Origin of the sequence: Faecalicatena contorta (assembly GCF_001404335.1) — a bacterium.
In the GTDB taxonomy this organism is placed as follows: Bacteria; Bacillota; Clostridia; order Lachnospirales; family Lachnospiraceae; genus Faecalicatena; species Faecalicatena contortus_B.
On the sequence record NZ_CYZU01000095.1, the window covers coordinates 1 to 11,765 of the forward strand.

Below are 11,765 nucleotides of genomic sequence, written 5' to 3' on the forward strand. Positions count from 1 at the left end.
TTTAAACTCAATGGCCGGCCGGAAGAAGGAAAAATTTTGACCGTGGAAGATATTGAGCAGATTGGATATAAGTTTCAGTTGCTTTACCGGATTAAATAAAAAAGAGCGCTTACATAAGCCATTGCAGTGGCGTAAGCACTCACGCAAATAATCAACTTTATTGTAAACCAAAAGAAAGGATACGTCAAATGAGAAAATTTAATCTTGTATTTTATTTCTCCGGCGGCGGGCAGTTTGCTTGCGAAATCGAAGCGGAAGACATGGCTACTGCCGGTAGCATCGCGGAAAGTTTGGAACTGCGGCTGTCAGGTTGCAAAGGCTATGACCTGTACGTCAAGAAGGAGGACAAGTAGTGTGGAAGGAGCCAGACTGGGACGACGGCAATTACATGGAGTGGGCGGATCAGGAGAGGCTGGTCCGGCAGGATCTCGAAGAGATCGACAGAGATTTAAGACGGCGGAAGGCTGAGAACTATAGAATGACCGAATTCAAGGAGGAAGAACATGAGCAGTATTTATGAATTGACAGACCAATGGAAGGAAGTAGAAGGGATGCTCTATGACGGAGAAACAGATGAGCAGATTATCCTGGATACATTGGAATCAATTGATGGCGAGATCGAACAGAAAGCAGACAACTACGCGAAGCTGATCAAGAATATGCTCTCTGATGCGAAGATTTTAAGTGCAGAAGAGGACCGTATAAGGCGGAGGCGGCAATCAATAGAAAGCAGGGCGAAGCGTCTCAAGGAAACGCTGCAGGCAAATCTGGAATATATCGGAAAGACCAAATTCAAGACTGTCCTGTTCAGCTTCAGTGTATCCAAGAACAGCGGGAAACAGCCCTTGGAAATTACTGATAACCTGGATGATATCCCGGGCAAATTCCTAATTCCGCAGCCACCGGTGGTGGACAAGGATAAGGTAAGAGAGCTTCTAAAAGAAAAAGAAGTAGAATGGGCGCATTTAGAGCCATATGGCAAGCACCTCAATATCAGGTGACGGTTATGGATGAAAAGAAAATACAGGGGATCCCTCCATACAGGATGAACCAGATCATGAAGACGGCTGCTGACATAACTGACCGACTGGTGGGAGGCAGGAACCTCTATAATCCTACATATCATGAGTGTGAGATCGTGATAGAGCTGGTATCTGAGGCGATTAAAAAGAGTAAAAACGAATACAGGAGGAAATAAAATGTTTTTGAATAAGACGCAGTTTAAGAAATGGGTTAAAGACGCTTTTAAAGGCGGCGGCCTGACAGTTGGGCGTGTTTACGGTGGACTGGTAATATGCGGAGGAACATGGACGACATGGACGGAAGAAGGGTATGTACCGAACTGGGTGAAGGCTACTGTGATGGAATATGCCGGCGAACTGCCGAAGGCAGGTTATGTCTTTAAGGCCAAAAAAGACAATCCGGTACAGTATGAGATAGCAGAGAACAAATACCTGGATCTTCCAAGTATGTTCATGGATGCAAAAGTTCCGTTCTTGGTTACGCCAATTGTATACGATGAAAGCTGGAAGAATTTCAGATTTTTGCAAAATATTGGGACGCAGGAGATTATTGCTGTCAGTACATATCTGTATGACATTCTGGACATGAGGGAACTGGGTGGGGAGAGCAGGCCGGCTGGGCCATGCTCAACAAGCCGTAATGGGTCAGTCTTGATTTGGAAAAATGAACATTCGGCCCTGTCGATCTGCAAGACAGATATAAGTGGCAATGGATTGGATGTCATGGACGTATTGGCAACGCATTCATTCGAGAAGGAGGTCGTTTAGATGGCAATACCAGTTCTGATCATTGGAAAATCCGGGAGCGGGAAGAGCGCAAGCATGAAGAACTGCGTGGGAAAAGACTTTAACCTTATAAGAGTCCTGAACAAGCCTCTCCCATTCCGAGGGAAAATAAATGGGTGGATAACAGATGATTACAACACCGTACATAAAGCCCTTAAGTCCGCTCCTGCAAAATCAGTAATTGCCGATGATGCAGGGTATCTCATTACCAACTATTTCATGAAAAATCACAGCACAAAGGGGAAGGGAAACGATGTATTTGGTCTGTACAACACACTTGGAGATAATTTTTGGAATATGATTCAGTTTATTGTAAATGAACTGTCCCCTGACAAAATCGTATACATTATGATGCATGAGGATACGGATGATTACGGAAATGTAAAGGCAAAGACAATAGGAAAACTGCTTGATGAAAAAATATGCCTGGAAGGTATGTTTACGATCGTACTCAGGTGCGTTAACAATATGACTGAACATAAATTCATCACACAGTCTGACGGCAGTGCAATCAGCAAGTCACCGGAAGGGATGTTTGAAGACATAGAAATACCAAACGACATTCTATATGTCGACAATAAAATCAGGGAGTATTATGGGATTGAGAACCCGAAAAATGCAGAGAAACAGGAGGAGAACTAACTATGATAACAAAACCAACAGGATATGATGAAGCAGCGGCTTACACAGGGGAATCTATGCAGCTCCCGGCCGGACTGTACATATGTGCAATTAAGCAGGTGAGTGAAACACAGACATCGAATGGTCGCCCACAGATAGCGATATTGTTTGATGTAGCCGAGGGGGAGCACAAAGGCTTTTATCAGGCGCAGTTCGATGCATCAAAAAGAATGAACGGGGACAAAGCTAAATGGAAAGGCGTACATAAGCAGATTATGGATGGAACAAGCCTTCCATTTTTTAAAGGGCTTATGACCAGTATAGAGAAATCTAACCAGGGCTATCAGTTCCCGTGGGGAAAAGAAGGAAATGAGAAAACACTTGTTGGCAAAAAGTTTGGTGCAGTTATGGGAAGGGAGCAGTTTTCGACCGATGACGGAAGAAAGGCATTTGCAACAAAAATCTTCCAGATTCGCAGCATTGACGGGTTAAAAGATGCGACAGTACCCGAGGACAAACTACTTGAGGAGAGTGCTGATAAGCCGCAACCGCAGGCATCTACGTCATACGGCCCAGCTGACAGTGACGGGTTTATGCAAGTCCCGGATGGAATAGATGAAGAGCTGCCGTTTATGTAAAGAGGATTACGATGAGGTGAAACGCCTTCTCAGCATGGAACGTGTGGCAGAATTTTACGGGTATAAGGTACAGCGTGGGAGAGTATGCTTATGCCCGTTCCACAAAGACACACACCCGAGCATGAAAATTTATCCTGATGGGAAAGGTTTCTACTGCTGGTCGTGCGGCGCGGGCGGTGACGTAGTCAAGTTTGTTGGGCTCCTGTTCGGGCTTGGAAACCGTGAGGCGTGCCTTAAACTGATCGATGACTTTTCCCTTCCGATAAAGACAGAAGGACTTACATATAGAGAGAAGAGGGAACGGCAGGACAGGCAGAATAGATACCGGAAACTGCGGAAATTCCAGGAAGAGGCCCATAGTATACTATGGGAATATTGGAAACTGTTATGCAACGCAGCACAGCAGTATTCCAGTCCACATTTTGATGAGGCAATGCAAGAGCTGTCAATTGTGGAATACTGGCTTGAATGCCTTAAGGAATGCCCGGAAGAATACTATGCAGACAGAAAGGCGGTGAGAAAGCTTGGAGAAATCGAAAGAAGAATTGCTGGATGGGATGACTTCGCTTAGCCCTGCGGAACAGTTCCCTGATGAGATCTTCTATCATATTTTCGATATAGAAGACAATCTAGAACGCACACAATATATAGAAGCACTGAAACGCCAGGCACGCGCATTGAAACGCGTGAGCGAGTTCAATTCTGTCCTTAAGTCATTCTTCATGGACTACGCGGAAAAAATGAAAGAGACAGGCAACAAAACCGCTTTCACGGGTCAGCCACTCGAACTGGAATGTGGGCAGTGGCGGGCAAACGATTCAGGTGTCACGATGATGAAGTATGACAATAAAGGGATGCCTGTAACCATGAGCGCCTGCACCCACCCAATTCTGCCAGTGGAGATCCTTAAGAATGTAGATAACAGTGAAGAGAGAGTGCGGCTTGCTTATTTTAAGTATGGAGAATGGTGCCAGGTAACAGTCGGCAGAGATATCTGCGCTGACAATAACGCCATTGTCAAGGTGCTTAGCAAGATAGGGATAGAGGTCACATCTGAGAACTCAAAAGCACTTGTCCGGTATATCAGTGACTGCGTAGGATACAATCCAGCGAAGTTAGAGCCCAAGAAGTCTATCAATCGATTAGGCTGGGCGGGAAACGAATTCATGCCTTATGCAGATGACATCGTGTATGACGGAGACGAAAAATTCAATGCTGTATTCAAAAACATAAAACAGGAAGGCAGTTTTGATGCGTGGAAAGACCATTGCTCTGCGCTCAGGAAAAACAAAATCGTAAGGATGGCATTTGCGGCAAGCGCGGCAAGTCCATTGCTTAGTCTGGTAAATGCCCTTCCGTTTGTATTCCATATCTGGAGTGGTGAATCAGGCACCTGTAAAACCGTGGCAGTAATGGCAGCCATGTCTATATGGGGGAATCCTAAAATGGGCGGACTGGTAAAAACGATGGACAATACGCAGTATTTTTATATGGAGTCCGCAGCGTTCCTGCGATCCATACCTTTCGCTGGTGACGAATTACAGACTGTAAAAGATAGATGGACAACCAACTATGACAAACTGATATACAGGCTGACTGAAGGTATTATGCGGGGGCAGGGTAAAGCATCTGGGGGCGTAAAAGAAACGATGACATGGTGCAATAGCTTTTTGTTTACAGGTGAAGAACCTATCACGAAAGCGAACAGCAGGGCGGGGTCAAAAAACAGGGTGATAGAAATAGAGGTTGAATCCAAGCTGCTTGAAGACGGAAATTACAGCGTATCAGTATTGGCAGAAAACCACGGTTTTGCAGGAAAAATGCTAGTGGATTATCTGCGTGGCACCGAGACTAGAAAATTGAAGGAAGAATACAAGCATTATTTTGATGCCATGTGCAAACTCGACACAACAGAGAAACAAGCAATGGCAATGTCCTGCATACTTATGGCAGACAGGATACTTACGGAATTGATTTTTACGGACGAAACCCCATTAACTATAGCTGATGTGAAAGAGTATCTCAGGAGCGCAAACGAAGTAGACGCAGCAGAGCGGTCTTATCAGATGGTTCTCAACTGGATAGCAAAAAATCCAGTACGTTTCCAAAACCCAACCGAAACAGATGCGGTCAATAAAGGAGAAGTTTGGGGAAGAATTGATACCAATGATGAAAAGCCAGAGATACCACCGGTAGCTGTAGTAAATAAAGATGTGCTATGCGAATTTTTGGAGAAAAGCGGCTTTGATTATGCGGCAATCAGCAAGAAATGGGCAGAAAAGAACCGGCTTGTAAAAAATACGCAAGGCAAATTCGTCCATCAGACCAAAGTACATGGAATCAAGGCAAGTTATTTAAAAATAAGCATGGAGCCGGATGCAGACGAGGATGGGTTTACTTCGGTGGAAGAGGAACAGATAAAACTTCCATTCGATTAAAGTCTTACCACGAAAATTTTGGTAAGACAAAAAGTAAGACCATAAAACAGCGCAAATACGCGCTTTATAATATATAGTCTTACCATCTTACCTGTCTTACCATGTACCATATACGTGTAGGCGTAAAAATTACAATGAAATTTTTTCTCTAAAAATATGTGGTTGTATGGTGTATTTTCTGGTAAGACGGTAAGACCCAACGTTTTTACTGGGTTTGGGGACACTTTTCTTGGTGGAAACGGGTAAGACGATTACCTAAAATGGTAAGACAATGCAAAAATGGAGGTATTAAATGAGCAATAAAAGCACAGGAACAGCATTTGAAAGGGAATTTTCACAGATGCTTTCGGATAACGGATTCTGGGCGCACTGCTTAAGTGATAACAGGAATGGGCAACCATTTGACGTGATTGCAGCAAGGAACGGAGCAACATACGTCTTTGACTGCAAGGACTGCCAGGGAGATGCTTTCCTGCTGAGCCGGATAGAAGAAAACCAGCACAATGCGATGACACTATGGAGCATGACTGGAAACAAGCAGGGGCTGTTCGTGGTCAGGATTCAGGAAACAGTAATTATCGTTCCGCACAGGATGCTGACCATCATGAAAGAAAATGGTAGTAAACAGGTGAGGTATAAGGAGCTTTTAAGATGTGGCAGGACATTCAACCAGTGGATGGAGCATCAGAACAAACTGGATAAGCAGGTGACGCAATGCAGGTAACAATCAGCAATGAAATATTTATAACTTCGCCGACGCCAGAGATTGTAAGCTGGGCCCGTGAGAACTTGGTCATCCCAAATCCAGAATATTCCAAGAAGCAGCGGATGGGATTATGGACAGGGAATACCGAGAAGCAACTGTATCTGTATTATGTGGATGGAGAGGCCCTGGTGTTACCCTGCGGGGCCGGGAAGGAGATAAGGCCACTTATATCCGGTGCGGATATAAGGCTGGATGTGGCTGACAATGGCCCACTAACGTTTGACGGTATTGTCCCATTGTACGATTATCAAGAAATAGCCGTGAAAGAAATGCAGGCGGCTGGATGCGGGATCCTGCAATCCCCATGCGGATCAGGAAAGACGCAGATGGGCATAGCCTTGGCAGCGCGCCTGCAGCGTAAAACATTGTGGCTTACGCACACCGCTGATCTCCTGAACCAGTCCTATGAGCGGGCGCGGCAATATTACCCAGAAGAAACGCTGGGGAAGATTACGGCAGGTAAGGTGCATATTGGCAGTCATATTACTTTTGCAACGGTGCAGACGTTGGCTAAATTAGATCTTCAGAAGTATAAGTATACCTGGGACGTAATTATTGTAGATGAATGCCATAGGGTGTCGGGCACTCCGGCCAGTATGAAGATGTTTTACCGGGTAATAAACTCCCTGGCTGCAAGATATAAGTATGGGTTATCAGCGACAGTGCACCGGGCTGATGGGCTGATCAAGAGTACATTCGCGGCGTTGGGGGATGTAAGGTATAAGGTCCCGGACGAGGCGGTTGCAGAGAAGACGATGCAAGTAACTATAGTGAGGCGAGACACGGGTATTAAGATCGACAGGATTTGTCTGGACACGGATGGGACGCTGGTATACAGCAAACTGATGCAGTACCTGACCGGGAACATAGAGAGGTGCCAGGGGATTGTGGACGACCTGATCAGGAATGCGCAGCACTCAAACCTAATACTGTCAGACAGGCTGGATCATCTGCGGTTGCTCATGGGGATAATTCCAGAAGAAATTCGTAAACAGAGCGCAATGATAGATGGGAAGATGACCAGTAAGAAAGGAAGAACCCAGCGGCAGCAAGCCATTGAGGACATGAAGCAAGGGAAGCTCCGCTATCTGTTCGCGTCCTTCAGTCTTGCGAAAGAGGGACTTGACATCCCATGTCTGGACAGGCTATACCTGGCTACTCCTAAAAAAGACTATGCCGTGGTTACACAGAGCATTGGCCGGATTGCCAGGACATTTGAGGGTAAGGAAGATGCGGTCTGCTATGACTATGTGGATGATATCGGGTTCTGCGAAAACCAATGGAAACGCAGGAAGACCAGTTACAGGAAAGCGGGGTGCAGGATTACGTGAATACAGTGGAGTTATACAGGAAAATCAAGCACTTGCAGACGATAAGATTAAAAAATGAAGCTGCGCTCAACCCGGCAGATCTTGAAGGAAAATACAGAGTGTCCTATGAAAGGCTGTGTGAGAGCATAAAACAAGCGCAAATGGACTATAGAACGGAATGCACGAGGGTTGTTAGGACTCTTGTAGAGATTCTTGCAGAATTGGCATATTTTGACCCTACAGATGAGGAATATGACGCGATTCGGGATTTTATGTGTAACAAAATAAAAGAGTGCTGTAATGATCCACTGCTTACTGGATTGACTGCTACAGCGATTGAACGATTGGAAAGTGAGGATAAAGATGAGCTGGGTTGATAAGCAGCACAAGAAAGCAAAGATACATAATCTGGTAGAGCAAGCCATGAAGGATCCTCAATTCCAGGAAGCGCAAAAGAAGCAGACTGAGGAGGCAATAAGGGAGGCATTTGACTGTTTCCTGCTGATTAGTGCGGACTATCTTTATAGACATCATAATTACGGAAAAAAGCGCCTGACAAGGTTTTTGGTTTTTGCGGTGGATCAGATGCGGTATATCCCAGACGATCCGGATTATTTTCGGCTGCTGAACGATGCGCTGGAAAGGGAGACAGGAATTAACATTTTAGGAGAAGAACATGGACGAAGAATTGAAAGAATGTGAGAACTGCTATTATTACATTTTAGTATCAGATAAAGAGCGGTGCAATAAGTGTGTGGAGTCGGTAAATGAAAAAGGAATAGACGGTTTTAATGGGTTTTGGAAGTCTGTTTATTCTGAGAATTAACATTTAGGAGGACAAAGCAATGAAATGCAAAGCGGATTTTTTTACAAAGGATTGCATTACTCCAGAAAAGTGCTGTGATGATTGCAACTATGAGGAGTGCATGGATGGATGCCAACAATATGATAGCAGAGATAATGGCTGTGAGGGGTGGCCATATGTAGAGGATTAACATTTAGGAGGTGTGGTATGAAAGCATTTCAGTGTAGCCGATGCGCACAGCTTCAGCAGGATGATATATCGGATAAGGTGTTCTGTCCATTTGCACAGCCGGAACCAAGATTTAGGGCTAAGACAGACCGAGAGTTGTGTCTGGAGGTGTTTAAGCCACTTCCGCAGACAGAGGTGTGGCATGAGCCATTTGGCTGGGAATATTAGAATTTGCCAAAGGAGGATAAAGTTGAGAAAAGATTGCTTTAAAAATAAATATCAGAATGATATGACGGCATATGATCTAAATTGTGGTCGTATATACTGTCCTAAATGGAAAGGAAACTTAAAGAGATTGTTCCGCCGTATGGCAAGAAGACGGTTAAAAAGAGATTTGGACATTTAGGAGGAATAATTTGAAATATTTAGTAGTTTATATAGCTGGTATGAGCATGGGAAATGCAGTTGTTAATTTTAGACATTCCCCGCCGACGATAAAGGATATTAGAGATGCGGAAAAAGAAATAAGCAATATTATTGAATCTGAGTGGAATCCGATAATTGTCAATTGGATGGGGATTTCAGATGATTCTGATATTTAGACGGAGGAATTAACATTTAGGAGAAATGGAAAATAAAAAATATAAGGTCATAAAACAATTTGACGCATTTTATTGTGATGTCGGGAGAATAACAGTAAACCCGGGATCACTGTTTAAAATAACCAGCGGCAGAGTTTACTTTTTAAACACCCAAAATTATTTGCCGTGGGTAGCGACAAAATTATTTTTATCAACGACTGATAACTATATGGAGAATTAACATTAAGGAGAAGTAATACTATGATATATCCTGCACATTTAGATTCAAAAATTCCATCTTATACTGAAGGTAAAAAAAAATTATGTAAGAAAAAGATACAAGAAATCTTGTACAAATACGAGTATGACGAAGATTTTATTGAAAATATTGATGATAATTTTTGTCAAGGATTTGGAGTTGCAAAAGATATTATTTTTTTAAAGGAAGAATATTGGAAACAACGGGAAATGGATAAAGCTTAAAATTAACATTTAGCGATCAAAGGAAGGAGGCGGGAGCTCCTGCAGGGCAAAGTGTACACGGCTTCCTTTCAAAAAATGAAAATAGGACTGCATGATGCAGAAAAAGAACATTTTAAGCGCGGTAAGAATTTCCCAAACTTGGCACTTATGAAAATATCAGCTTGGCATAAGAGCCGGGGCGATACAGTCGAGTGGTGGATACCCACTACACAGTATGATCGAGTGTATAGTAGCAAGGTATTTGATTTTACACCGGATAATCCATATTTGCCAGATAATGCGATCCGTGGTGGCACAGGATATCGGGATCTGCCAATGGATCAGGAGTTGCCGCCAGAGATAGACAACATGTATCCGGATTACTCCATATACCCTGACTGTGATTATGCTATCGGATACATAACAAGAGGATGCCCGAATCATTGTCGATGGTGCATTGTCCCTAAAAAGGAAGGGCAGATCAGGCCATACCGGAACTGGCAGGATATAGTCAGATCGGATACGGACAAGTTGGTGTTGATGGACAATAATATTCTGGCCTGTGACTATGGTATAGAGCAGTTGGAGAGTATGATCGGCAGCGGCTACCGGATTGATCTTAACCAAGGCATGGATGCCAGGCTGGTAGACAATTACATAGCCGGGATATTTACAAGGCTGAAATGGATCAGATTTATTCGGTTTTCCTGCGACCAGAAATCGCAGATTGAGCCGATCCGCCGAACGATTGAGTTGCTTGGGAAACACGGGATTAGACCATATAGGATTTTTGTATATTTGCTGGTGACAGCGGATATCGAAGACGCGACGGAGCGCGTGGAGGCGCTGAAAGGGTATAAGGCTATTAATTTGTATGCCCAGGCGGAACGTAATGAGCGGTTGGGGGTTATGCCAAATAAGGCACAACTTGAATTCCAGCAGAGGTATATGTATGGCGGATGTTACCGATCAGAAACATGGCTAGAATACTGCCAGCGTAAAGGATTTAGATATTAACTAAACTGACATTTAACGAAAGAAAGGATAAAGAATATGAGTGAGATTAATGAAAAAGAATTTGTAGAGGTAAATGAGACTATGTGTGTAGAGGTACATAATTGTACTGGTACAAGAGAGCACGAAGGGAAAACATATTGTCGTGGATGTGGAAATGTGCAACCAGCAAGAGCGGAATCTGACATTTAGGAGGTGTAAAGTATGATATTTAAAAGACTGGCGTTGTCCCAGATTATATTGGATCTGATAGGCGAAAAGGTCGGACTTAAAATTGAAGATGAAGATACATTGTGTTGGGCAATCGAAAAATTGTTATACCTGCACGGCAGGGAGGAGAATAATATGATTTTGACCAGAGAGAAAAGATTGGATATATCAAAAAGGCTTGCCGCATTATGTATTATTGCAGTGCACGACCAAGGGATTGACCATGACTGTTGCGATAAAATCATAGAGCATACGGCGGAAATAGCATACTCAATCGGTGGCATTAACATGATGAATCTCGTGCAGAAGTTGGAACATGAAATGTATGTAAAAGCAATAAAACCGGATTAGGGCTTCCGGCGGCAGACCGGGGAAAGAAGGGGATTATGATTAAATATATGAATTTTAAAGAAGCATTTGAAGCAATGAAAAATGGAGCAAAAGTAAAATTACCATCATGGGGTGGGTATTGGTTCTGGGACGAGCGGAAGGAAACTATTATGATGAACTGTCGCCCAGAGGATGCGGACGAAGGACAGGCACCGGTACTTGATATCAGAGAGACACAGCGAGTGGAATATACTTTGCGAAATATTCTTTCCGATGAGTGGATGATTGCGGATGAAACGAATTGTCCTGTTCTTGGTGGAAAACAGAGACTGGATTTTGGTACGGCATTCCGCATGGTAAAAAAGTATGGCAAGGGAATGAGATTGCCGCATTGGAAAGAAGATGTGGCAATCAGAGTACAGCATCCAGATGAGCACAGCAAAATGACGGCTCCATACCTATATGTGGAAAGTCGGTTTGGTCGAGTACCGTGGAAAGAAACAATGATTGAGCTGTTTTCAGAGGATTGGGAGATTGTGGACTAAACCAAAATTGAAAAGGAGATTATTTATGAAGATCGCAGTTAATAAATGCTTTGGAGGATTTTCGCTTTC

At 43.7% G+C, this 11,765-nt stretch carries 21 protein-coding genes; all 21 read left to right on the top strand.

What is annotated here, in order from left to right:
- Positions 1–188: 188 nt before the first annotated feature.
- The 21 genes from ARB69_RS26970 to ARB69_RS27845 all read left to right on the top strand — a co-directional run bounded on the left by ARB69_RS26970 (position 189) and on the right by ARB69_RS27845 (position 11,696).
- A complete protein-coding gene (locus ARB69_RS26970) occupies positions 189–353 on the top strand; it encodes a hypothetical protein (protein WP_157355732.1) in 165 nt (54 codons plus the stop codon).
- Positions 353–520 carry a hypothetical protein gene (locus ARB69_RS26975; protein WP_157355734.1) on the top strand — a complete coding sequence of 56 codons (168 nt, stop codon included), beginning with the start codon at positions 353–355 and terminating at the stop codon, positions 518–520. Before ARB69_RS26970 ends, ARB69_RS26975 begins: the two co-directional genes overlap by 1 nt.
- Complete coding sequence (locus tag ARB69_RS24745; RefSeq protein ID WP_055155314.1) at positions 504–1,001, top strand: siphovirus Gp157 family protein; 498 nt, start codon at positions 504–506, stop codon at positions 999–1,001. Before ARB69_RS26975 ends, ARB69_RS24745 begins: the two co-directional genes overlap by 17 nt.
- Positions 1,002–1,006: 5 nt before the next feature.
- The gene (locus ARB69_RS24750; RefSeq protein WP_055155315.1) at positions 1,007–1,198 is read left to right on the top strand and encodes a hypothetical protein; all 192 of its coding nucleotides are present in this window, start codon (positions 1,007–1,009) and stop codon (positions 1,196–1,198) included.
- Position 1,199: 1 nt separating this feature from the next.
- Complete coding sequence (locus ARB69_RS24755) at positions 1,200–1,790, top strand: hypothetical protein (protein ID WP_025654063.1); 591 nt, start codon at positions 1,200–1,202, stop codon at positions 1,788–1,790.
- Positions 1,791–2,450: an AAA family ATPase gene (locus tag ARB69_RS24760; RefSeq protein ID WP_025654064.1), complete on the top strand. Its 660-nt coding sequence runs from the start codon at positions 1,791–1,793 to the stop codon at positions 2,448–2,450. It abuts the gene before it with no gap.
- 2 nt (positions 2,451–2,452) lie between these two features.
- Entirely contained in the window at positions 2,453–3,067 is a 615-nt protein-coding gene (locus ARB69_RS24765; RefSeq protein WP_025654065.1) for a hypothetical protein, read from the top strand.
- Positions 3,045–3,638, top strand: a complete 594-nt coding sequence (locus ARB69_RS24770) for a CHC2 zinc finger domain-containing protein (RefSeq protein ID WP_025654066.1) — start codon at positions 3,045–3,047, stop codon at positions 3,636–3,638. The genes ARB69_RS24765 and ARB69_RS24770 overlap by 23 nt, the downstream gene beginning before the upstream one ends.
- Positions 3,592–5,505, top strand: a complete 1,914-nt coding sequence (locus ARB69_RS24775) for a DUF927 domain-containing protein (protein ID WP_242857665.1) — start codon at positions 3,592–3,594, stop codon at positions 5,503–5,505. Before ARB69_RS24770 ends, ARB69_RS24775 begins: the two co-directional genes overlap by 47 nt.
- 292 nt (positions 5,506–5,797) lie before the next feature.
- Positions 5,798–6,229 carry a Holliday junction resolvase RecU gene (locus ARB69_RS24780; protein WP_055155316.1) on the top strand — a complete coding sequence of 144 codons (432 nt, stop codon included), beginning with the start codon at positions 5,798–5,800 and terminating at the stop codon, positions 6,227–6,229.
- The gene (locus ARB69_RS24785) at positions 6,220–7,602 is read left to right on the top strand and encodes a DEAD/DEAH box helicase (protein WP_055155317.1); all 1,383 of its coding nucleotides are present in this window, start codon (positions 6,220–6,222) and stop codon (positions 7,600–7,602) included. Before ARB69_RS24780 ends, ARB69_RS24785 begins: the two co-directional genes overlap by 10 nt.
- Positions 7,603–7,634: 32 nt before the next feature.
- Positions 7,635–7,958, top strand: a complete 324-nt coding sequence (locus ARB69_RS24790) for a hypothetical protein (RefSeq protein ID WP_157355736.1) — start codon at positions 7,635–7,637, stop codon at positions 7,956–7,958.
- Positions 7,945–8,283, top strand: a complete 339-nt coding sequence (locus ARB69_RS24795) for a hypothetical protein (RefSeq protein WP_055155319.1) — start codon at positions 7,945–7,947, stop codon at positions 8,281–8,283. Before ARB69_RS24790 ends, ARB69_RS24795 begins: the two co-directional genes overlap by 14 nt.
- The gene (locus ARB69_RS26980) at positions 8,258–8,407 is read left to right on the top strand and encodes a hypothetical protein (RefSeq protein ID WP_157355738.1); all 150 of its coding nucleotides are present in this window, start codon (positions 8,258–8,260) and stop codon (positions 8,405–8,407) included. The genes ARB69_RS24795 and ARB69_RS26980 overlap by 26 nt, the downstream gene beginning before the upstream one ends.
- Before the next feature lie 19 nt (positions 8,408–8,426).
- Complete coding sequence (locus tag ARB69_RS26985; protein WP_157355740.1) at positions 8,427–8,576, top strand: hypothetical protein; 150 nt, start codon at positions 8,427–8,429, stop codon at positions 8,574–8,576.
- 17 nt (positions 8,577–8,593) lie between these two features.
- A complete protein-coding gene (locus ARB69_RS24800) occupies positions 8,594–8,782 on the top strand; it encodes a hypothetical protein (RefSeq protein ID WP_055155320.1) in 189 nt (62 codons plus the stop codon).
- 188 nt (positions 8,783–8,970) lie between these two features.
- Positions 8,971–9,156: a hypothetical protein gene (locus ARB69_RS24805; protein WP_055155321.1), complete on the top strand. Its 186-nt coding sequence runs from the start codon at positions 8,971–8,973 to the stop codon at positions 9,154–9,156.
- A gap of 240 nt (positions 9,157–9,396) precedes the next feature.
- A complete protein-coding gene (locus ARB69_RS24815) occupies positions 9,397–9,618 on the top strand; it encodes a hypothetical protein (protein WP_055155323.1) in 222 nt (73 codons plus the stop codon).
- 138 nt (positions 9,619–9,756) lie between these two features.
- Positions 9,757–10,614, top strand: a complete 858-nt coding sequence (locus ARB69_RS24820) for a radical SAM protein (RefSeq protein ID WP_157355742.1) — start codon at positions 9,757–9,759, stop codon at positions 10,612–10,614.
- 201 nt (positions 10,615–10,815) lie between these two features.
- Complete coding sequence (locus ARB69_RS24825) at positions 10,816–11,172, top strand: hypothetical protein (protein WP_055155325.1); 357 nt, start codon at positions 10,816–10,818, stop codon at positions 11,170–11,172.
- Between the two features lie 35 nt (positions 11,173–11,207).
- The gene (locus ARB69_RS27845; protein WP_242857666.1) at positions 11,208–11,696 is read left to right on the top strand and encodes a Thoeris anti-defense Tad2 family protein; all 489 of its coding nucleotides are present in this window, start codon (positions 11,208–11,210) and stop codon (positions 11,694–11,696) included.
- Positions 11,697–11,765: the final 69 nt, after the last annotated feature.